The organism is Xaviernesmea rhizosphaerae (assembly GCF_001938945.1).
GTDB classification, from domain to species: domain Bacteria; phylum Pseudomonadota; class Alphaproteobacteria; order Rhizobiales; family Rhizobiaceae; genus Xaviernesmea; species Xaviernesmea rhizosphaerae.
This window is the reverse complement of sequence record NZ_MKIO01000024.1, coordinates 15,806-36,022: the sequence shown is the minus strand read 5'-3', so window position 1 is coordinate 36,022 and position 20,217 is coordinate 15,806. Positions and strand designations below refer to the sequence as shown.

18 protein-coding genes are annotated in these 20,217 nt (G+C 66.2%); 9 read left to right on the top strand and 9 right to left on the bottom strand.

Going from position 1 to position 20,217, the window contains the following annotated elements; translation table 11 throughout:
- Positions 1 to 276: 276 nt before the first annotated feature.
- The 3 genes from BJF92_RS07380 to BJF92_RS07370 all read right to left on the bottom strand — a co-directional run bounded on the left by BJF92_RS07380 (position 277) and on the right by BJF92_RS07370 (position 2,808).
- Positions 277 to 1,032, bottom strand: coding sequence for an amino acid ABC transporter ATP-binding protein (locus BJF92_RS07380; protein ID WP_075634117.1), 756 nt, complete (start codon positions 1,030 to 1,032; stop codon positions 277 to 279).
- Positions 1,029 to 1,709, bottom strand: coding sequence for an ABC transporter permease subunit (locus tag BJF92_RS07375; protein ID WP_075634116.1), 681 nt, complete (start codon positions 1,707 to 1,709; stop codon positions 1,029 to 1,031). Before BJF92_RS07375 ends, BJF92_RS07380 begins: the two co-directional genes overlap by 4 nt.
- Positions 1,710 to 2,031: 322 nt before the next feature.
- Positions 2,032 to 2,808, bottom strand: a complete 777-nt coding sequence (locus BJF92_RS07370; protein WP_075634115.1) for an amino acid ABC transporter substrate-binding protein — start codon at positions 2,806 to 2,808, stop codon at positions 2,032 to 2,034.
- A gap of 347 nt (positions 2,809 to 3,155) precedes the next feature.
- On the opposite strand from BJF92_RS07370, the gene BJF92_RS07365 reads away from it, so the two are divergent.
- The 3 genes from BJF92_RS07365 (at position 3,156) to ispG (ending at position 6,717) form a co-directional block, all read left to right on the top strand.
- Complete coding sequence (locus BJF92_RS07365) at positions 3,156 to 3,938, top strand: DeoR/GlpR family DNA-binding transcription regulator (protein WP_075634114.1); 783 nt, start codon at positions 3,156 to 3,158, stop codon at positions 3,936 to 3,938.
- A gap of 95 nt (positions 3,939 to 4,033) precedes the next feature.
- Entirely contained in the window at positions 4,034 to 5,215 is a 1,182-nt protein-coding gene (locus BJF92_RS07360; protein WP_075634113.1) for an MFS transporter, read from the top strand.
- Positions 5,216 to 5,466: 251 nt separating this feature from the next.
- Positions 5,467 to 6,717, top strand: coding sequence for a flavodoxin-dependent (E)-4-hydroxy-3-methylbut-2-enyl-diphosphate synthase (ispG, locus tag BJF92_RS07355; RefSeq protein WP_075634112.1), 1,251 nt, complete (start codon positions 5,467 to 5,469; stop codon positions 6,715 to 6,717).
- Positions 6,718 to 7,126: 409 nt separating this feature from the next.
- Here the strand turns inward: ispG and BJF92_RS07350 are convergent, their stop codons facing one another.
- Positions 7,127 to 8,041 (bottom strand): polyprenyl synthetase family protein, encoded by a 915-nt coding sequence (locus BJF92_RS07350; protein WP_075634111.1) that lies wholly within the window; start codon positions 8,039 to 8,041, stop codon positions 7,127 to 7,129.
- Positions 8,042 to 8,332: 291 nt separating this feature from the next.
- On the opposite strand from BJF92_RS07350, the gene mtgA reads away from it, so the two are divergent.
- The 3 genes from mtgA (at position 8,333) to rpmF (ending at position 10,288) form a co-directional block, all read left to right on the top strand.
- On the top strand, positions 8,333 to 9,085 hold the full coding sequence (mtgA, locus tag BJF92_RS07345) for a monofunctional biosynthetic peptidoglycan transglycosylase (RefSeq protein ID WP_425356456.1): 753 nt from the start codon (positions 8,333 to 8,335) through the stop codon (positions 9,083 to 9,085).
- Positions 9,086 to 9,164: 79 nt separating this feature from the next.
- Positions 9,165 to 9,812, top strand: coding sequence for a glutathione S-transferase family protein (locus BJF92_RS07340; RefSeq protein WP_075634110.1), 648 nt, complete (start codon positions 9,165 to 9,167; stop codon positions 9,810 to 9,812).
- A 290-nt stretch (positions 9,813 to 10,102) separates the two neighbouring features.
- Positions 10,103 to 10,288 carry a 50S ribosomal protein L32 gene (gene rpmF, locus BJF92_RS07335; RefSeq protein ID WP_056323739.1) on the top strand — a complete coding sequence of 62 codons (186 nt, stop codon included), beginning with the start codon at positions 10,103 to 10,105 and terminating at the stop codon, positions 10,286 to 10,288.
- Positions 10,289 to 10,720: 432 nt separating this feature from the next.
- Here rpmF and BJF92_RS25525 read toward each other — a convergent pair whose 3' ends face one another.
- The gene (locus tag BJF92_RS25525; protein WP_158032210.1) at positions 10,721 to 10,870 is read right to left on the bottom strand and encodes a hypothetical protein; all 150 of its coding nucleotides are present in this window, start codon (positions 10,868 to 10,870) and stop codon (positions 10,721 to 10,723) included.
- Between the two features lie 305 nt (positions 10,871 to 11,175).
- On the opposite strand from BJF92_RS25525, the gene BJF92_RS07330 reads away from it, so the two are divergent.
- From BJF92_RS07330 to BJF92_RS07320, 3 genes are all read left to right on the top strand, one after another.
- Positions 11,176 to 11,928 carry an EAL domain-containing protein gene (locus BJF92_RS07330; protein ID WP_075634109.1) on the top strand — a complete coding sequence of 251 codons (753 nt, stop codon included), beginning with the start codon at positions 11,176 to 11,178 and terminating at the stop codon, positions 11,926 to 11,928.
- 128 nt (positions 11,929 to 12,056) lie between these two features.
- Positions 12,057 to 13,220: an HlyD family secretion protein gene (locus BJF92_RS07325; RefSeq protein ID WP_078057908.1), complete on the top strand. Its 1,164-nt coding sequence runs from the start codon at positions 12,057 to 12,059 to the stop codon at positions 13,218 to 13,220.
- A gap of 1 nt (position 13,221) precedes the next feature.
- Positions 13,222 to 14,841, top strand: a complete 1,620-nt coding sequence (locus BJF92_RS07320; protein WP_075634108.1) for a DHA2 family efflux MFS transporter permease subunit — start codon at positions 13,222 to 13,224, stop codon at positions 14,839 to 14,841.
- Between the two features lie 372 nt (positions 14,842 to 15,213).
- Here BJF92_RS07320 and BJF92_RS07315 read toward each other — a convergent pair whose 3' ends face one another.
- The 4 genes from BJF92_RS07315 to BJF92_RS07300 form a co-directional block, all read right to left on the bottom strand.
- Positions 15,214 to 15,744: an RNA pyrophosphohydrolase gene (locus BJF92_RS07315; RefSeq protein ID WP_075634107.1), complete on the bottom strand. Its 531-nt coding sequence runs from the start codon at positions 15,742 to 15,744 to the stop codon at positions 15,214 to 15,216.
- A 137-nt stretch (positions 15,745 to 15,881) separates the two neighbouring features.
- Complete coding sequence (locus tag BJF92_RS07310; RefSeq protein ID WP_075634106.1) at positions 15,882 to 17,078, bottom strand: divergent polysaccharide deacetylase family protein; 1,197 nt, start codon at positions 17,076 to 17,078, stop codon at positions 15,882 to 15,884.
- 202 nt (positions 17,079 to 17,280) lie between these two features.
- Positions 17,281 to 18,603, bottom strand: a complete 1,323-nt coding sequence (locus BJF92_RS07305) for a S41 family peptidase (protein ID WP_075634105.1) — start codon at positions 18,601 to 18,603, stop codon at positions 17,281 to 17,283.
- Entirely contained in the window at positions 18,593 to 20,104 is a 1,512-nt protein-coding gene (locus BJF92_RS07300; protein ID WP_078057907.1) for a murein hydrolase activator EnvC family protein, read from the bottom strand. Before BJF92_RS07300 ends, BJF92_RS07305 begins: the two co-directional genes overlap by 11 nt.
- Positions 20,105 to 20,217 lie beyond the last annotated feature (113 nt).

The window sequence follows — 20,217 nt, the reverse complement described above, 5'->3', positions numbered from 1 at the left end:
GGTCCTCGGGCAAGGCCCGAGGACGACGACAGGGTCAGGACGACGAGTGGAAACGTGGGGCGGGGATGCAGTGGCTTCAGCGGGGCTGACGATGCATATCCTTCCCCTCCCGCGGTCATGCTCGGCTTTGCGCTGAGCATCCAGTGTCACAGCCGCCTTGCCGCGATCATTGGGGTAAGGGTCTGAAGACCTCCGCCTTGTTCAAGGGAAAGGCCCGCAATCGGTGGGCGCGCAGCCGTCATCGACCGCGGGCGCAGCTCTCCCGGAAAAAAGCCGTCATGCCGTCTGCGACAGCCCCAGCGAGGCGATGAAGCGTTTGGTGCGCTCCTTCTGCGGCGCGCCGAAGATCGCAGAGGGCGGCCCGCTTTCGGCGATCGTTCCGCCATCGAGGAACAGGACCTGGCCGGCCACGCGCGAGGCGAGGCGTAGGTCGTGAGTGGCCATGACCATGGTGGTGCCCTCCTGCGCCAGACGGCTCAGGACATCGACCACTTCTTCCGACAGTTCCGGGTCGAGCGCGGAGGTCGGCTCGTCGCAAAGAAGCACGCGCGGCGAAGGGGCGAGCGCACGGGCGATCGCCACGCGCTGCTGCTGTCCGCCGGACAGCGTCGCCGGCCAGGCCTCCGCCTTATGCGCCATGCCGACCTTTTCGAGCAGTTCCATCGCCCTCAACCGCGCCTTGTCCTTCGGCCATTTGAGCACGGTGACGAGGCCTTCCATCACGTTCCCGATGGCGGTCTGGTGCGGGAAGAGCTGGAAGTTCTGGAACACCATGCCGGTCTGACGGCGCAGCTTCTGCACGCGTTCGGAGGAAGGCCGGCGGCCGGGTTCGAAACGGATGGTCTCGCTGCCCAGCGTCAGGCTGCCGCGCTCGGGCACTTCCAGCAGGTTGATGCAGCGAAGCAGGGTGGACTTGCCGCCGCCCGACGGGCCGACCAGCGCGGTGACGCTGCCCTCGGAGATGGTCACGTCGATGCCCTTGAGCACCACCGTCTCGCCGAAGCTTTTCTCGATGCCGGAAAGCGTGATCATGTCCGGGCCTCCAGAAAGCCGCCATAGCGGGCGAAACGCGCCTCCAGCCGGCGCTGCAGCGACGAGAGGATCGAACTCAGCGCCAGATAGATCAGCGCCGCCTCGATATAGAGGATCAGCGGCTCATAGGTGACGGCGACGATGCGCTGGGCGGTCTGGAACAGTTCCGGCACGGTGATGGCGGCCGCGAGCGAGGTGTCCTTGACCAGCGAGATGAAGGTGTTGGACAAGGGCGGCACGGCCACGCGCGTGGCCTGGGGCAGGATCGTGCGCCGCAGGGCCTGCGACCAGCTCATGCCGATGGAATAGGCGGCTTCCCACTGGCCGCGCGGCACGGAGGAGATCGCGGCGCGGATGATCTCGGAGGAATAGGCGCCGATATTCAAGGTGAAGCCGATCAGCGCGGCGGGAAAGGCATCGAGCAGAATGCCGGCGCTCGGCAGACCGTAGAAGATGACGAAGAGCTGCACCAGCAGCGGCGTGCCGCGGATGACCCAGACATAGAAGCGCGCGATCATCGACAAGGGTGCGGGGGCGAAGAGCCGCGCCAGCGCCGTGAGCAGCCCCAGCGCCAGCCCCAGCACGAAGGAGAGCAGCGTCAGCGGCACGGTGAAGCGCAGCCCCGCAATCAGGAGCGAGGGCAGCGATTGAATCATGAGCTGGAGCCAGTCGGGCACGCGCCATCCTCGTTTTGCTGACAAAATGGGAGCATCGCGCCGATGCTCCCGCTGATTGTTTCCGCCGCGATCTCGCCCGAAGGCCGGTTCCCGCTTTCGGCCCCTGCTCTTTCGCCGTCAAGCCATCAGCGGATTGAGCGAATGCCGCCAGGGTCTTTCCCCGGCTTTTCCCCGCTGAAGACCCACCCTATCCACAGCCTGTCCACAGGAGCCTGTGCACAGGACCTAGAACAGATGGGCCCCTCGGGCGAGCACCCGAGGGCCGATCTTGTGCCGGTCAGGCTGTGAGGCCGGCCCGTTGGCCCGGTCCCGCCCTTCGGTCTTACTTCGAGACGTCGGCGCCGAAATATTTGTCCGAGATCGTCTTGTAGGTGCCGTTTTCCTTGATCGCCGCCAAGGCCTTGTTGATGGCGTCACGAAGCTCCGGCTCGCCCTTGCGCAGGATGATGCCGGAATATTCCGCCTTGTCCTGGCTGGCCACGACCTTCACCGGCGCGTTCGGCTTCTGCTTCTTGAAGTCGAGGAAAGAGAGGCTGTCATTGACGGTGGCATCGGCGCGTCCGGTCAGCACGAGCTGGATCGACTGGTCGAAGCCGTCGGTGCCGACGAGCTCGGCGCCATTCGCCTCTGCGAGCTTGCCGAAATTGCTGGTCAGCGACTGGGCCGCGCGCTTGCCCTTGAGGTCGGCGAAGCCCTTGATGGCATCGTTGTCGGCCTTGACGATCAGCACGGCCTTGGAGGCGATGTAGGGCTCGGAGAAATCATATTTCTTCTTGCGCTCCTCGGTGATGCCGACCTGGTTGATCACGACGTCATAGCGGTTGGCATCCAGACCGGCGATCAGCCCGTCCCACTTGCCCTCCAGGAATTCCGGCTTCACGCCGATTTCCTTGGCGACGGCCTCGCCGATCTCGACGTCGAAGCCGACCAGCCTGCCCTCGGCATTGTGGAAGGTGAAGGGCGCATAGGTGCCCTCGGTGCCGATCTTCAGCACACCGGCTTTCTTGATCTGATCCAGCCGTTCTCCAGCCGCAGCCTGCGTGCCGGCCAGCACCGGGAGAAGCGCTGCGACGGCAGCGAGCGTGGAAAGCCATTTCATGGTGTTACCTCATCCTGTTCTTTATTGTCCTGCGCCCGTCTTGCGCACGCGTCCCGATGCGCAAGCCCGGCGAAGGGGTCGGCACCATCGCATGCCGGGGGCGACCGAGGCGAGCGCGCCGCTTCTGCCGCAGGCGCGCTCGCGCGGAATAGTTTTCCGCGCGCCATGCGCTTTGGCGGAAATGCCGCGCCCGGCGACGAAATCAAGATGGCGCGGCCGCAAGGACCTGTCAGATCCGGCGAAAGGGCAGGCCTGGGTGACATAAGCGCAGAATGAGCCCTTGCCTTTCCCGGGGAGCGGGATATGCATGTTCTTACCGATTCATTCCCGTTCATGCATGGTTGACGATGCAGCCTGACCTTCTCTCACGCGAGCGCCAGTCGCAGATCCGCCTTCGGCTGGAGGCGGAGGGGCGGGTGATCGCCGCCGATCTCGCGCGCGCCTTTTCCGTCTCGGAGGATACGGTGCGGCGCGACCTGCGCGAACTGGCCGCCGCCGGCCATTGCACCCGCGTCTATGGCGGGGCGCTGCGGCGGGAGGCGGCCATGCCCATGGCGGCGCGGCTGCGCGAGAAGCCGGAGCGCAAGGCCGCGCTCGCCCAAGCACTGGTTCCCCTGTTCCAGCCGGGCATGCTGGTGTTTCTCGATGTCGGCTCCACCAATCTCGCCGTGGCTCGCGCCATCCCATATGGTCTGTCGCTGACGGTCGCCACCCATGCGCCGGTCATCGCCGCGGCTTTGGCAGAGCGCACCGACCTCACCCTGATCCTGATCGGCGGGCGGGTCTCGCCTGCGATCGGTGCGGCGCTGGGGGGCCCGGCCGAGCGCGAGGCAGCGCGACTGGTGCCTGACATCTGCATTCTCGGCGCCTGCGGCATCGATGCGGCCGGCGGCGTGTCCGCCCAGGATCACGACGACGCCTCGTTCAAGCGGCTGATCGCCGAGCGCTCCGCCAGCGTGGCCAGCGCCGCCACCAGCGACAAGCTCGGCACGCGCGCGCCCTTCGCCGTGCTGCCGCCCGGCGGGCTCGATCATCTGGCCGTGGAGGCGGATGCACCCGATGCCGACCTCGCCGCCCTAGCCGAGGCCGGCATCGGCCTGATCAGGGCAAGGCGGCCGGCTGCGAAATAGGCGGAAATGCCCGCCTGACCGCCAGACCAAAAAACAAGACCCGAAGACATTGCCCGCCGCTGCCCGGCGGCGCCCGAAACCCTGGAGACACCCCGATGAGCGAAAGCTCGACCAATGCCCTGCCCCGCAGCGCCTATATGTCCCGGCCGCGCTTTGCCGTGTCCATGCTGTTCCTGATGAACGGCTTCGTCACGGGCAGCTGGGCGCCGAAGATTCCCGAATTCAAGGAGCGTCTCGGCATCGGCGAAAGCGTGCTCGGTCTTCTGATCCTCACCTTCGGCATCGGCTCGCTGGTGATGATGCCGGTCGCTGGCGCGGCCATTGCCAGGCTCGGCTCCAAGCCGGTGGTCAAGGTCGCGGCACTCCTTCTTTCGCCGCTCCTGCTCCTGCTCACGCTTGCCTCGGATCTCTGGGCGGCGACGATCGCCATGTTCGTCTTCGGCGGCTTCATCGGCGCGATGGATGTGGCGATGAACGCCAATGCGGTGGAGGTGGAAAAATCCATGCGCCGGGCGATCATGTCCTCCTGCCATGCCTACTGGAGCCTCGGCGGCCTGTTCGGCGCGGCGATCGGCGGAGCGCTGATGGCAGGCTTCGGCGTGCTGGTCCATGCGCTTGTCGTCACCGGGATCGGCCTGGCGCTTATCGCGCTCGCCTGGCCGATGATCTTCTCCGATGCGCCGCATCCCGACACCAAGGCGGAAAAGACCCGGCTGCCGCTCAATCCCCTGCCCTGGCTGATCGGCCTGGTGGCGCTGTTTTCCATGGTGCCGGAAGGCTCCGTGCTCGACTGGGGCGCGCTCTACCTGCGCAACGAGCAGGGCGCATCCGTCGCGCTGTCAGGCCTCGGCTATGCCGCCTTCTCGGCCAGCATGGCGATCATGCGCTTTGCCGGCGATCTCGTGCGCGACCGGTTCGGCGCGGTGCGCACCCTGCGCCTGTCGACCATGACAGCCTTTGTCGGCCTCGTTCTCTCCGGCCTCGCCCCGGATGCCCCGCTCGCCATTCTCGGCTTCGCCATTGCCGGCATCGGCATTTCCAACATGGTGCCGATCGCCTTTTCCGCCGCCGGCAACATGCCGGGCCTGGCGCCGGGCATCGGCATATCCGTGGCGAGCTTCATGGGCTATTCCGGCATGCTGTTCGCGCCCTCGCTGATCGGCTTCATCGCCGAACATACCGGCCTCTCGGTGGTGTTCCTCTCGGTGCCGGCCTTGTTCATCGTGGTGCTGGCCCTGTCGCATCTGGCCCGCCATGCCGACGCCGGCAAGGGCTGAGCCCTGAAGGCGGCATGGCCGCGTGGCGGGAAGCGCTGTTTCCGCCCCTGACCTTTCGCCGACTGCCGTGGCTATGCGTCACAATGCCGTCAAAGCCAGGGCGTAAGGGCCGCTGCCGTTGACAAGCGGGCCGGCCTCCTTCACCTGAAGGCAGGTCCGGTTCGATGCAGCCCTTGTGCAGAGGCGCCGATGGCGCGCCCGCGCATCCTGCCGCCGGACGGTCTTTTCAGGTCCTTGAGACGAGGTCGGTCATGTCTGCCTTTGCTTTCGCTCCCCAGCCCCGCCGCACCACGGTCGGCGTTTCCGTCGGCGGCGTCACGGTGGGCGGCGGCGCGCCCGTGGTCGTCCAGTCGATGACCAATACGGATACGGCCGATATCGACGCCACGGTCGCGCAGGTGGCCGCTCTCCATAAGGCTGGCTCCGAGCTGGTGCGCATCACCGTCGACCGCGACGAGAGCGCGGCCGCCGTGCCGAAGATCCGCGAGCGCCTGGAGCGTCTCGGCCTCGACGTGCCGCTGATCGGCGATTTCCACTATATCGGCCACAAGCTGCTGGCCGATCATCCGGCCTGCGCCGAGGCTCTGGCCAAATACCGGATCAATCCCGGCAATGTCGGCTTCAAGGACAAGAAGGACAAGCAGTTCGCTGCCATCATCGAGCGGGCGATTGCGTTCGACAAGCCGGTGCGCATCGGCGTCAACTGGGGCTCGCTCGATCAGGAGCTTCTGACCCGGCTGATGGACGACAACCAGGCCAAGGGCTTTCCGCTGACGGCCGAGGAGGTCATGCGCGAGACCATCGTGCAATCGGCGCTGATCTCGGCCGAGCTGGCCGAGGAAATCGGTCTACCGCGAAACCGCATCATTCTCTCGGCCAAGGTCTCCAATGTGCAGGATCTGATTGCCTGCTATGCAATGTTGTCGGCACGCTCCAACCATGCGCTGCATCTCGGCCTGACCGAGGCCGGCATGGGCACCAAGGGCATCGTCGCCTCCTCCGCCTCGCTCGGCATTCTGCTGCAGCAGGGCATCGGCGACACGATCCGCATCTCGCTGACCCCCGAGCCCGGCGGAGACCGTACGCGCGAGGTGCAGGTGGCGCAGGAGCTCTTGCAGGTCATGGGCTTCCGCCAGTTCCTGCCCGTGGTCGCCGCCTGTCCCGGCTGCGGCCGCACCACCTCCACCGTTTTCCAGGAGCTCGCCCAGAAGATCCAGGAGGATATCCGCCGCAACATGCCGGTCTGGCGGGCGAAATATCCCGGTGTCGAGGGGCTGAAGGTCGCGGTCATGGGCTGCATCGTCAACGGCCCTGGCGAGAGCAAGCATGCCGATATCGGCATTTCCCTGCCCGGCACCGGCGAGCTGCCGGCCGCCCCCGTCTATATCGACGGCAAGAAGGCCATGACGCTGCGCGGCACCAACATCGCCGGCGACTTCGAGACGCTGGTGGGCGACTACATCGAGAAGCGCTTCGGCAATGGCCAGGCGGCGGCGGAGTAGGGACGGCTCAGGCCCGCTTCCTTGCTGACTTGAGCCGATGGACCGTTTCTCTTCTCGCGTGAGGTCATCCTCGGGCTTGAGCCGAGGATCCATAGTCGAACACGTAAGTGCTTGAAAAACAATATCCTCAGCTCAAGCGCTGACGTGACGGTCGAGCGATTTCCGCCTTTGATCACAGCCCTTTCCGACGCATTGGTGCATGCCGTCAAAGAGAAGAAACGAAGCCAGGGGTCGGATGCGCCTCATCCCTTGGGATGAATGGCCCTGCAAGAATGGCCACGCGGTTTGATCGACCTTTGCAAGCAAAGGTGTCTGAAGAGCAGGTAAACCACCTGACCGAATAAAATGGCGAGCCCTGCAGTCTTCGGAGCATGGCGCCCTGCTCGGGATCGGCTTCCATAGCCCGCAATCAATTCTTTCGATTGGCCACGAAACGCGCCGCCGCCTTCAGCGTCTCGCCCTTTTCCGCGAAAGGCGAAAGCAGGTCTTCCGCCTCGGCCACCAGCCGGCCGAGCTCCTCGCGCGCCCAGTCGATCCCGCGCAGGCCCACCAGCGTGCCCTTGCCGCGTCCCTCGTCCTTGCCGGTGGCCTTGCCGAGGCTCGCGGCATCGGAGGTGATGTCCAGGAGGTCGTCGGCGATCTGGAAGGCGCGGCCGATCACCTCGCCATAGCGGCGCAGGCTGGCCTGCGTGGCGGCATCGGCGCCGGCGATCAGCGCGCCCGCCTCGCAGGCAAAGCGGATGAGGGCGCCGGTCTTCATCGCCTGCAGCGTCACGATTCCCGCCTCGTCGGGCGGGCTGAGTTCCGCCGCCAGATCCAGCGCCTGGCCGCCGGCCATGCCGCCGATACCGGCCGCGCGCGCCAGCGCCACCACCAGCGCCGCCCGGCTTTCGCCCGACAGCGGCGTCTCAGGTGCTGCGGCAATGTCGAAGGCGAGTGTCAGCAGGCTATCGCCGGCCAGGATCGCGGTGGCCTCGTCAAAGGCGATATGCACGGTCGGCTGCCCCCGGCGCAGATCGTCGTCGTCCATGGCCGGCAGGTCGTCATGCACCAGGGAATAGCAATGGATGCATTCGAGCGCGGCGGCGATGCGCAGCGCCGCCAGATGGTCGCCACCACACAGTCGCGCGCTTTCCAGCACCAGATAGGGCCGCAGCCGCTTGCCGCCGTTCAGAACCCCATGGCGCATGGCGGCGAGAAGCCGCGATGGGCGGGCGATTTCGTCTGCGCCGGGCTCGGGCGAAAGCAGCCCGTCGAGACAGGCTTCCACCGCCTGCGCGGCGCGGGCGAGATCGGCGAGAAAAAGGCGGTCTGGCTCGGTCATGCCGGCTGTTTGGCATGGGTCGAGGCGGCTTTCAAGCCGTGGCTTGGCGGGTGCGAGATCCCGTCCGAACTGTCGGCACGTTTGAACCTGAAAAGGCTGGGGCTGACAGGGCGGGGCATGCCCTCCGTCCGGCAACAGGGCGGGTGAAACCCTCCAAGCGCGCCGGATTGCGCGCGATTTCCGTTGATGGGAAGGGACATCCGTGGATTTGCCTTTGCCGAGGACGGCAGGGCGCGGCATAGTCGGCCGGAGGCGGCGCCGTGGAGACAGCGGGCGGTAAGGACGGTCGGCTTGGAGAATGCGCCGGAACGGCAGGGTGAACGCGAGGAGAGCGGCATGGCGCAAGGCGGCACGCGCGCGCCATCCGGGCTGCGCCGCGCCTTGCGGCGGATCGCTCTCGTCCTCCTGGTCCTGCTGGTCGCCCCCTACGGACTGATCCTCCTCTATGCCCCCGGCTTCGTCCACCCGGTCTCCACGCTGATGCTGCGCGACGTGGTGCTGCGCGGCGGCTATGACCGGCAATGGACCCCGTTCGAGAAGATCTCGCCGCATCTGGTGCGCTCGGTGATGGTTTCGGAGGACGGGCAGTTCTGCGCCCATGACGGGGTGGACTGGGTGCAGATGCGCGGGGTGGTGCAGGATGCTCTGGAGGGCGAGACGACGCGCGGGGCCTCGACCATCCCGATGCAGACAGTGAAGAACCTGTTTCTGTGGAACGGCCGCTTTTTCCTGCGCAAGCTTCTGGAGCTGCCGCTGGCACTCACGGCCGATGTCGTCTGGTCGAAGCGGCGGATCATGGAAATCTATCTCAACATCGCCGAATGGGGGCCGGGCATCTATGGCGCGGAAGCGGCCGCACGGCACCATTTTGGCGTGTCGGCCGCCAATCTCAGCCGGCGACAGGCCGCCCTTCTCGCCGTTTCCCTGCCCAACCCCTTCGACCGCAATCCGGCCAAGCCCGGGCGCGGGCTGAAGCGGCTGGCCACCCTGATCGAGCGGCGCGCCGGCGCTTCGGCCGATTACATCACCTGTCTTTATCCGTAGCATGAGGCCTTTTCATTGGCCGGCGAAACGGGCGGCGGGCTAGGGTCGCAACACCTCATCCCTCCCGGAGCCGCCCCGCATGCGCGATCTCGTTCTCTACATCGGCAACCGCAACTACTCCTCCTGGTCGCTGCGTCCCTGGCTGGCGCTGACGGCCGCCGGCATCCCCTTTCGCGACGAGGTGATCCTCTTCGACTTTCCCGCCGGCAATCCCGGCCTCAAGGCGGTGTCGCCCACCGGGCGCGTGCCGCTGCTGGTCGATGGCGATCTGAAGGTCTGGGAATCGCTCGCCATCATCGAATATGCCCATGAGCTCTTTCCCGATGCCGGGCTCTGGCCGAAGGACCGGGCCGCGCGCGCTGATGCCCGGGCGATCGCCACGGAAATGCTGTCGAGCTTCCATGCGCTGCGCAATGCCTGCCCGATGAACATCCGCCGTCCCGTGAAGGCGATCGACCTGCCCGAGGGCGTGATGGACAATGTCGCGCGGATCGAGACGATCTGGCACGAGCGGCTGGCGCGCTCCGGCGGACCCTTCCTCTATGGCGCCTTCAGCGCGGCCGATGCCATGTATGCCCCCGTCACCAACCGCTTCGAGATCTATGCGCTGACGCAGGATCCGCGCTCGCGCGCCTATATGGCGGCGGTCGAGGCCCATCCCGCCTTCCGCGCCTGGCAGGAGGCCGCGCTGGCCGAGCCCTGGATCGTGCCGGAAGACGAGGCCTGAGGCGAAGTGAAGCCGCAGGGCTTGCGAGGCAAAGGGGCGAAGGCTAGAATCATCGGTGATGTTGCCGGGCACGCATCTGCCTGGCCACCGATCCCCAGCCCGGTCGCCGATCGACGGTCACCGGCATAGGACCTTGCGTCCACCTCCTGCCAAAAAAAACCTGTGGGGACTGGTCAAGCACGGCTATTGCATGTATAAGCCGCCCCACTTTCGAAGATCGACATCTGTTTCGATGGGCCCCGATTGCGAGGCTGCGAACGGTGTTTGCCCAGACACGTGGAGTTTTAGAAATGGCTGTACCGAAGAGAAAAACGAGCCCGTCCAAGCGCGGCATGCGCCGTTCCGCTGACGCGCTGAAGTCTCCGACCTATATCGAAGACAAGAACTCGGGCGAACTGCGCCGTCCGCACCACATCGACCTGAAGACCGGCATGTATCGCGGCCGCCAGGTTCTGACCCCGAAGACGAGCGCTTAATCCGCGACCGCCTGACTGGTTTTAAAGAGCGATTGTTTTTGAGAAAGCCGGTGCGCAAGCGCCGGCTTTTTTATGGCTGGGCGCGGAGCACGATTCCGTTCAGATCATCCGGTCCTCATAAGGGTCCGTCCCAAGAGCGGACCCGGCGCCGCCGCACCAGGTCCGCTCGGGCGCAGCCGGCTGAAAGGGAAGCCTGGCCGCACGAGGGGGCGAATGCGCAGCGCAGGGCGCCCGCCAAGGACCGGGACATCCCGCGCCTGTCCTTCGCGCACTCTCCCTGCTAACAAAAGCCTCCTGCCGCAGTTCCCCGGCCTCTGTGGCGATTTCTGCCTATCGCAACCGGCTTTCGGCCCCGACTCGCCCCCAACCCGCATTGCGGGCCTTGCTGAAGGCGGCGCGGACGCAGCGCCGACCCTATTCTCGCAAGATCGCTTACGGCGACTGGTTGATCGCGTGGGGCGAAGTCTGCGTCTGCTCGGCGCCGTCATTGCGGCCCATATTGCCGGGACCGCGCATCAGGAACATGGCCAGAAGCGCGACCACGACGACGGCGAGAAGGATGATGAGCGGACGGCGGACCATGGCAAGCACTCCAGTGGGAAAACGGGTGATGCAGGGTCCAACAGAGCGCAGCCTGCAAGGTTCCGTCCTGCCATCCACCCATGCTGCAACCCTGACGCAGGGTCTCGGACAGACTCTCTTATCCATATGCGCAATCATGCCGTGACGCTCCGGCGCGACCGCGCTATTGTTCGGACTGACTTTTCTCGATCGTGCAGCGGGGGCTGATGAGGACGAAGGGAAACGACGTGCCTGCCCTATCGTCCGGAGCATCGGGCCCGTTCAGGTCCAAGGGCTGATGCTCCCCTTGTGAGGAAAGATCTTTCATGGCTCACGCTTGCCTCGGCTGCCGCGACGGCGCCGCCTTCGCGCATCCCTTCTCCATGGCCTTCCAGCCGATTGTCGACCGGCGCTCCGGGCGCATCTTCGCCCATGAGGCGCTGGTGCGCGGCGTGGCGGGAGAAGGCGCCGGCTCGGTGCTCTCCCTGGTGCAGGACGAGATGCGCTACGCCTTCGACCAGCAATGCCGGGTCAAGGCCATCGAGCTTGCCTCGACCCTGTTCGACCATGCCGAAAAACCCTTCCTGTCGATCAACTTCATGCCGCGCGCCGTTTACGAGCCGCGCGCCTGCATCCGCCTGACGCTGGATACGGCCAAGCGCACCGGCTTTCCGCTTGATCGCATCATCTTCGAATTCACCGAGGATGAGCAGCTCGACACCGCTCATGTACTCTCCATCCTCAAGACCTATCGCGAGATCGGCTTCAAGACGGCGATCGACGATTTCGGCGCCGGCTATGCCGGGCTCAACCTGCTGAGCCGCTTCCAGCCCGATATCGTCAAGCTCGACATGGAGCTGATCCGCGGCATCGACACGGACAGGGTGCGCCAGATCATGGTCGGCAAGATGGTGGAGATGCTGCATGCGCTCGGCGTCGAGGTGGTGTGCGAAGGCGTGGAGACCACAGCCGAGTTCCACGCGCTGGCGGATCTGAATGTCGATTACATCCAGGGCTACCTCGTCGCCCGGCCGAGCTTCGAGGCCTTGTCTGCGATCAGCCTGCCGCTGGCCGCCTGATACCCAGTCTGATGCCATAGGCAAGATCTTGCTGTTTGAGCGGTCCCGCAGTAGCCGTCGCGCAGCGCCGCTCTACTTGTCCGGTCTGAACCATCTTTCGAGCCTGCTCAAGACCGGAGCATCTCCCCATGACCGCCGAACCGCGTTCGTCTTCGCCCGCCGCCCGCGAAGCCCGCTCGCCCGCGTCCTCCACCGCCAAGTCTCCGCCGCAGTCCGAGAACGCGGCTGACGGAAATAAGAGCGAAGCGAAGAAGCCGTCGATCCTGCGCCGGCATCCGCTATGGATCCTTTTCGGCCTTCTGGCTGTCGCGGCAATTTGCATTGTCGGCTATTTTGTCTGGTTGGTCTATTTCCACCCCTACGAATCGACCGACGATGCCTTTGTCGAGGCCCGCAGCTTCGCCATCGCCACCAAAGCGTCGGGCTATGTCGAGACCATCGACGTGACCGACAACCAGCATGTGGACGCGGGCGCGCGGCTGATGACCATCGACCCGACCGACTACCAGATCGCGCTCGACCAGGCCAAGGGACAGGTGGAATCGGCCCGCGCGGCGATTGAAAGCGCCGAGGCCCAGATCGCCGCGGCAGGGGCCGCCATCGACGAGGAGCGGGCGCAGCAGACTTCGGCGGCGGCCGCCCTGCAATTTGCCCAGGAAGAGGCCAATCGCCAGCAGGATCTGGCCAAGAGCGGGGCGGGCACGGTGCAGACCGCGCAGCAGGCCACCTCCTCTCTGCGCCAGGCCCAGGCCAATGCGGCCCAGACCCAGGCAAGTGTGGTCTCGGCCATGAAGAACAAGGCTGTCGCGGAAGCGCAGCGCGCCAATGCCATCGCCTCGCTGCATCAGGCGGAAGCCGGCGCGGCGGCGGCGGAGCAGAAGCTCAAGGACACGGTCATCATCGCCCAGCAAGCCGGGCGCGTCGTCCAGCTTTCCGGCGCCAAGGGGCAATTCGTCACCGAGGGCCAGAGCCTCGCCATGTTCGTGCCGGACGAAGTCTGGGTGGTGGCGAACTTCAAGGAAACCCAGCTGACCGATATGCGCCCCGGTCAGGCCGTGGCGCTGAGCATCGATGCCTATCCCGATCATCCGCTCACCGGCAAGGTGGAGTCGATCCAGCCGGGCTCCGGCACCGCCTTCTCGCTGCTGCCGGCGGAAAACGCCACGGGCAATTACGTCAAGGTGACCCAGCGCGTGCCGGTCAAGATCACCGTCGATCGCTGGCCCGCCGATGTGCCCGTGGGGCCGGGAATGTCGGTCGTGCCGACCGTCACCGTCCGTCCGAGGTCCTGAGATGGCCGGCGCGGCAGCCTCGCACAGCGGCGCAGCCTCGGGGAGCGCCGCGGCCGGCGCCACCAATCCCTGGCTGATCGCCGTGGTCGTCTCGATCGCCACCTTCATGGAGGTGCTGGACACGACGATCGCCAATGTTGCCCTGCGCTATATCTCCGGCGGCCTGGCGGTGAGCGCGGACGAGGCCTCTTGGGTGGTGACCACCTATCTGGTTTCCAATGCGATCGTGCTGGTGGCCTCCAGCTTCATCGCCAAGCGCTATGGCCGGCGGTCGTTCTATCTGGCCTGCCTTGCCACCTTCACCCTCTCCTCCGTGCTCTGTGGCCTGGCCTGGAACCTCGAATCCCTGCTGATCTTCCGCATGATCCAGGGCTTTGCCGGCGGCGGCATGGTGCCGATCTCCCAGTCGATCCTCGCCGACAGCTTTCCGCCGGCCAAGCGCGGCCAGGCCTTCGCCCTGTTCGGCGTCGCCGTGGTGGTCGCGCCTGTCGTCGGCCCCACGCTCGGCGGCTGGCTGTCCGACAATCTCTCCTGGCACTGGTGCTTTCTCATCAATGGCCCGGTCGGCATTCTGGCCTTCACCCTGGTCTATCTCCTGGTGAAGGAGCCGGAAGGGCTGAAGCAGGAGCGCGCTGAGATGAAGCGCCGCGGCGTGCGCTTCGACATCACAGGCTTCCTGCTGGTCGCCACCTTCCTGGGCGCGCTGGAACTGGTGCTCGACCGGGGCCAGACGGAGGACTGGTTCGGCTCGAACTTCATCATCGTCGCGACGGCAATCTGCGGGCTCGCCTTTCTGCTGGCCATTCCCTGGCTGCTCACAGCCGGCAATCCGGTGATCGACGTCAGGCTTCTGGCCAGCCGGCAGTTCGGTTCCTGCTTCATCGTGATGATGGCCACCGGCGCGATCCTGATCGCCACCACCCAATTCGTCCCGCAGGTGCTGCAGGAGAATTTCGGCTATACCGCAACCTGGGCGGGCCTTGCGCTTTCGCCGGGCGGCCTGGTGACGATGGTGATGATGTTCGTGGCCGGGCGGATCACCGGGATCATCCAGCCGAAATATCTGATCGCCATCGGCTGCGCGATCATCGCCGCCGCCATGTGGGACCTGACGCGGCTGAATGGCGACCTGAATTTCGGCTTCTTCGCCTGGTCGCGCATGATCCTCGGCCTCGGCCTGCCGCTGATCTTCATCCCGATCACCTCGGCCTCCTATGACGGCCTGCGGCCCGACCAGACGGACCAGGCCTCGGCCCTGATCAATGCCGCGCGCAACACCGGCGGCTCGATCGGCGTCTCCATCGCCTCCAACGTGCTGGCCCATCGCGAGCAATGGCATCAGAGCCGGCTGGTGGAGCATGTCATCCCCTCCGACCCCGGCTATCAGCAGGCGCTGCAGGGCTGGAAGGCCTATTTCCTTCAGCACGGCACGGGCGCGGCCGATGCGCAGGCGCAAGCCATGGCCGCCATCGGCCGGCAGGTGGCGGAGCAGGCGAGCTATCTCGCCTATATCGACGTGTTCTACACGCTGTCGATGATCTCGCTCGCGGTGATCCCGCTGGCGCTGATCCTGCGGCGGGTGGATCCGGGCCGGCAGGGCGGCGGCGCGCCGGGGCATTGAGGCCGCGGCATCGGTCCAGAGCGGGGACCGCATTCCCGGCTTGATGCGGCGGCCTCTTGAGAGCAGTCGACTGAAAGTCGGATACGATACACGAAACAAAGGACTTAATTGCTTCAAACGATTTTCCGTGAGGTCGGGAAGATCGCTTCAGCGTGACGGCCCTATGATGCGGAACCTCTCCTTTCGTCATGCTCGGGCTTGTCCCGAGGATCTGCTGACATCAACAAAATCAAAGCGTTGCAGATGCTCGGGACAAGCCCGAGCATGACGTCCGAGAGGTTTCGGCCCGCTGCTCAAGCGAAACGTGCAGAAGTCACATCAAAAAGTCAGAACCTGATACCATTTTGGTCCAATGCTCCAAGAGGCCGCCTCTCACGGCGCCAGAGGGCGAAATGCGGCAACCACCTCGTCATAGACCTTGCGTTTGAAGGCGACGATCAGCTGCGGCACCTCCTCCATCGGGCGCCAGGCCCAGGCATCGAATTCCTGCGCATGGCCGCCGGGCGGCGGGTCGATGGCGATTTCGCTCTCGTCACCCTCGAAGCGGAAGGCGAACCAGCGCTGGGTCTGGCCGCGATATTTGCCGCGCAGGCCGATGCCGATCAGATGCTCCGGCAGGTCGTAATGGATCCAGTGCGGCGCCTCGGCGAGCAGGCTCACCGTTTTCATGCCGGTTTCCTCGTAGAGTTCGCGATAGGCCGCCTCCAGAGGCGCCTCACCCTCGTCGATGCCGCCCTGCGGCATCTGCCAGCGCTCGGCGGAGCCGTCGAACTCCGAATTGCCCTCAGTCAGCCGCCGGCCGGTCCAGACCAGCCCCTCCCGGTTCAGCACCATGATGCCGACACAGGGGCGGTAGGGCAGATCCTCGGCCCGCACTCGCACGGCGTCATCCTTCTTGCTCATCGCGCACCCCTTCGGCCCCTTTGTCTTCACCCGCCGCGCCGGGCAGAGGCGCAGGCAGGCGGAGCCTGTCTAGCGCGCTTTGATGTCAAACACCATGCGATGCGGGAGGAGAGGACGGGGTTAGAGGAAACGGCGCCTCAAGGCGTGGCCGCGCTCTTCAGCGGCTCCTTGGCGGGATCGCGGGTGAGCGCGGAAACGCCAACGAATTCGATGCCGCGTCCCTCGGCCTCCGGCATCCAGTCGGCCAGCGCGTCGATGGTTTCATCGAAGGCCGAGGCCGTGCCGATGGCCGTCCCATTGCGCCGGGCGATGCGTTCGAGCTCGTCCAGCTTCTTCAGGATCGCGGCGCGGTCGAGCGCGCCGTCGATGACGAGATCGCCAAAGGCATGGGGAACGGAAAGAGCCTCCGCCAGCCTGCCCGTCAGGGACTGGGCGGAGGTGCCGTCGTCAAGGAACAGCAGGCCGCGCGCGCCGGCTTCGCGCAGGACCGGCTCCAGCGCGGCGGAGCTGGACAGGAAGCGGCCGCCGAGGAAGTTCATGATCCCGGTATAATTGGTGATGCTGCCCATGGCCTGGTGCAGATTGGCGAGATTGGTCTCGCCGCCGGCGCGCACCTTCAGCGTACGCGGGCCGGGATCGTTGGCCGGGTAATCGAAAGGCTCCATCGGGACCTGCAGCAGGATCTCGTGGCCGGCGCGGCGCGCATCCTGGGTCCAGCGCATCAGGCTGTTGCCGCTGGCAGCCAGAGCGAGCGTCACGGCCGGATCGAGCGTGCGGATGGCGCGGTCGGTGCCGGTTTGGCTGAGCCCCAGCCCGCCCACGACGATGGCGATGCGCGTGCCGCGCGCGCCGGACCAGGGCCGGGCATAGAAGTCCATCGGCCGCGTGCCGTTGTCGGCAATGATGGGCAGGCGGCCATCGGCCGTCTCCTCGTAGAGCGCGGCATTGGGCGTGGCGGCCATGCGCGGGTCCTGCGTGCCGTTCGGCCCGACCTCGATCATGGCGGGGCCGTCCAGCCCCTGCCGGCGCGGGGTATATTTGGTGATGGTGGAGCCATCGGGATTGGTGGTGTGCTCGATGCCGTCTGCGCGCTTGGCCTGCGCCTTGGCAGGTCCGGCAGGTGTGACCGCCTCCGGCGCCTTCGCCTGCTGCAAGGCAGTCGGCGCAGCATCCAGCAGCCCGTCCGGCCGCATCAGCGCCACGGCGGCCGAGCCGCCGATTAGGGCGCAAACGGCCAGCCCGGCCAGAAGCCGGCCGGATGTCAGCGCCCCGCCGCGCCGGCGGGGCGGCGGCCGTCTGTTCTGGCCGAGAGGGGCGTGGAGGTCGGTGGCCAAGGGATCCTCGGGCGGCGGCGAAAAAGGGAAAGCGACGGCCCGGACATGAGACTGCCCGAGCCTGCCCCTTTTGCCATGGATTGGCTTGCGCGAGGGCTGCGCCGGTGCCCGCTTGGCCAGCCCCGCAGCCGTCCGCGCATGAAAAAGCCGCCGCGGGCAGGGCCGGCGGCGGCTGGATGGATCGTACGGGCGACGATCCCGCTTACTTCTTCAGTTCGGCCTTCAGCGGGCTGGCGGGGAAGGCCGGGTCGGTCTTCTGGCCGCGCAGGAGGTCCAGCGCATAGTTGAGCTGGATGTCGTCCTTGGCTTCCGGCGGCACGTAGGCGATCGAGCCCGAGCCTTCCTGGGTCTCGTTCTGACCCTGGATATGGCCGCGCAGGCTGGATTCGCTCGTGGTTTCCACCTTGCCCAGCAGTTCCGGCGGCAGCGGCTGGTCGACCTTGATATCCGGCGTGATGCCGGTGCCCTGGATCGACTTGCCCGAGGGCGTGTAATAGAGCGCAGTGGTCAGACGCAGCGCGCCGGCATCGCCGAGCGGAATGATCGTCTGGACCGAGCCCTTGCCGAAGGAGCGCGTGCCGAGCACGGTGGCGCGCTTGAGATCCTGCAGCGCGCCGGCCACGATTTCAGACGCGGAGGCCGAGCCGCCATTGATCAGCACGATCACCGGCTTGCCATCGGTCAGGTCGCCCGGCGTGGCGTTGAAGCGGCGGGTCTCGTCCGGGTTGCGGCCGCGCGTCGAGACGATCTCGCCGCGATCCAGGAAGGCGTCGGAGACGTTGATCGCCTGGTCGAGCAGGCCGCCCGGATTGAGGCGCAGATCGAGGACATAGCCCTTGAGCTTGTCGGCCGGCACTTCCGCCTTGATCTTCTCGATGCCGTTCTTCAGGTCGTCGAAGGTCTTCTCGGTGAAGGAGATCACGCGCAGATAGCCGACATCGCCTTCCGTGCGGAACTTGACGGCGCGCACGGCGATGACGTCACGTACGATCGACAGTTCGATCGGCTTGTCGGCGCCCTTGCGCAGGATGGTCAGCTTGATCGCCTTGCCGACCGGGCCGCGCATCTTGTCGACGGCTTCCTCGAGCTTCAGGCCGCGCACGTCCTGTCCGTCGATCTTGGAAATGAAGTCGCCGGCCAGCACGCCGGCGCGGGCGGCCGGCGTGTCGTCGATCGGGCTCGTCACCTTGACGAGGTCGTTCTCCATCGTCACTTCGATGCCCAGGCCGCCGAATTCACCCTTGGTCTGGGTGCGCATATCCTCGGCATCGGTCGCATTCATATAGCTGGAATGCGGATCGAGCGAGGTGAGCATGCCGTTGATCGCGGCTTCGATCAGTTTGTCGTCCTGCGGCGGTGTGACGTACTGGGCGCGCACGCGCTCGAAGACGTCGCCGAAGATCGACAATTCGCGATAGGTCGACGCGTTCGCCGCAACTGCGGGAACGGAGGCCGAATAGACGACGCCCATCGCGGACGCGCCCATCAACGCCCCGATCAGAACGAGTGAAGCCCTACGTATCATTGCGTGCCTTTCTGGTGTCTGATTTGGCCCACCAGGGTTGTGAATCAACCGGTTTGCCGTCTTTTCGAAATTCAATGTAAAGGGTTGGCTCTTTGGTTTCCAGCGCCAAAGCGGCCGCACTCGCCACACGGGTGGCACCCATCGTTCCCAGCGGCTCGCCGGCGACGACGAATTGTCCCTGGCGCACGTTCACCGTCTCCATGCCCGAGAGCACAAGATGGAAACCGTCGCCCGGGTTGAGAATGATCATCTGGCCATAGCTGCGGAAGGGGCCGGCATAGACGATCCAGCCATCCGAAGGGGCCGTGACCAGCGCAGCCGCACCCGTCTCCAGCATCATGCCCTGCAGGGAATGGCCCGTTCCGTCATCGTCGCCGAACCGCTTGAGGACGGACCCCGTGGCGGGCAGCGCGAGCTTGCCCCGCAAATCGTTGAACGCATATGCGGGGGCAATGCGGTTTTTGTCGGGCACGCCGGCCTCGGCGCGGGCCCGCGCCGCCTCCCGCTCGGCCTCAGACTGCATCTGCCGCGCCGCCTCTTCCACCCGTGCCGCCTCGGCCGCCTGGCGCACCGAGGTGATCTGGCTTTCGAGCGTGCCGATCAGGCCGGTGAGGTTCTTCGCCTGCGCCGCGAGCTGGGCCGCCCGGCGTCGCTCGGCCTCCAGCGCGCCTGCGGTCTCGCCGTTCAGCTTCTCTTTTTCCTGCAAAAGCAGGGTTGTGCGGTGTTCTTCCTCCAGCCGCGCAGTCATATCGCCCGTCAGCCGGTCGCGTTCATTGCCGATATCGCGCACCAGCCCGTTCAGCGCCGCCAGATCGGCCGCGAGCTTTTCCGTCTCGCCGCGAATGCCCGGCACCACGGCGCCGAGCAGGATGGCGCTGCGCACGGAGCCCAGCGCATCCTCAGGCGTGACGAGCAGCGCCGGCGGCGGATTGCGGCCCATGCGCTGCAGCGCCGCCAGCACCTCGGCCAGGAGACCCCGCCGCGCTTTCAAAGATTCGTGAACCGCGGCCTCGCGGGCGCGCAGATCGATCAGCTTGTCCTCGCCCGCGCGGATCTGCTCGTCCAGCGTGCGGCGCTTGGCGGCGGAATCGACCAGCGCCTGGCGCAGGGCGCCGTTGGACTTCTCGATCTCGGCAATGGTCTTTTCGAGCTCGGTGGCCTTGCCCTCGGAAAGCTGGATCGTTTGTTCGAGGGCTGTCAGCTCGTTGCGGGTGGAATCACGCCGGCGGGCCAGATCGGCGGCCGCATCCGGAGCAGCGCTCGCGGTGTCCGACGCGGGAGAAAGGGCCTGCGTGGACAGGTCCGCATCCGGCGATGAGCTGCCGGCCGCGGGGGATGTGCTTTCAGGAGATGCGGAAGGTTCCTGCGCCCAGGCCCGGCCGCAAGGGCCGATGAGGCAGGCGGAGGACAGCAGAAGGGCGGAGAGAAGGACGCGCGACAGCGCGCGCCGGCCGGTGGCCACGCCGCGTCGGTCCCGACCGATCTTCCGCTGAGCGTCCATGCCGCCCGACACCCGTTCCTTGCCCGCATCAGGGGATCAAAGTCTGTCTGCTACCGCGCCCGTCTTTTCCGGAGCTGTCGTCCTTGCCGGATCGACCCCTTGGACCGACCGAT

Bases quoted from the DNA above. Each gene is read 5' to 3' on its own strand.
- BJF92_RS07360 (WP_075634113.1), top strand. From the start codon at position 4,034: ATGAGCGAAAGCTCGACCAATGCCCTGCCCCGCAGCGCCTATATGTCC.
- BJF92_RS07305 (WP_075634105.1), bottom strand. From the start codon at position 18,603: ATGATACGTAGGGCTTCACTCGTTCTGATCGGGGCGTTGATGGGCGCG.
- BJF92_RS07380 (WP_075634117.1), bottom strand. From the start codon at position 1,032: ATGATCACGCTTTCCGGCATCGAGAAAAGCTTCGGCGAGACGGTGGTG.
- BJF92_RS07300 (WP_078057907.1), bottom strand. From the start codon at position 20,104: ATGGACGCTCAGCGGAAGATCGGTCGGGACCGACGCGGCGTGGCCACC.
- BJF92_RS07325 (WP_078057908.1), top strand. From the start codon at position 12,057: ATGACCGCCGAACCGCGTTCGTCTTCGCCCGCCGCCCGCGAAGCCCGC.
- BJF92_RS07340 (WP_075634110.1), top strand. From the start codon at position 9,165: ATGCGCGATCTCGTTCTCTACATCGGCAACCGCAACTACTCCTCCTGG.
- BJF92_RS07315 (WP_075634107.1), bottom strand. From the start codon at position 15,744: ATGAGCAAGAAGGATGACGCCGTGCGAGTGCGGGCCGAGGATCTGCCC.
- BJF92_RS07370 (WP_075634115.1), bottom strand. From the start codon at position 2,808: ATGAAATGGCTTTCCACGCTCGCTGCCGTCGCAGCGCTTCTCCCGGTG.
- BJF92_RS25525 (WP_158032210.1), bottom strand. From the start codon at position 10,870: ATGGTCCGCCGTCCGCTCATCATCCTTCTCGCCGTCGTCGTGGTCGCG.
- BJF92_RS07330 (WP_075634109.1), top strand. From the start codon at position 11,176: ATGGCTCACGCTTGCCTCGGCTGCCGCGACGGCGCCGCCTTCGCGCAT.
- rpmF (WP_056323739.1), top strand. From the start codon at position 10,103: ATGGCTGTACCGAAGAGAAAAACGAGCCCGTCCAAGCGCGGCATGCGC.
- BJF92_RS07365 (WP_075634114.1), top strand. From the start codon at position 3,156: ATGCAGCCTGACCTTCTCTCACGCGAGCGCCAGTCGCAGATCCGCCTT.
- ispG (WP_075634112.1), top strand. From the start codon at position 5,467: ATGTCTGCCTTTGCTTTCGCTCCCCAGCCCCGCCGCACCACGGTCGGC.
- BJF92_RS07350 (WP_075634111.1), bottom strand. From the start codon at position 8,041: ATGACCGAGCCAGACCGCCTTTTTCTCGCCGATCTCGCCCGCGCCGCG.
- BJF92_RS07320 (WP_075634108.1), top strand. From the start codon at position 13,222: ATGGCCGGCGCGGCAGCCTCGCACAGCGGCGCAGCCTCGGGGAGCGCC.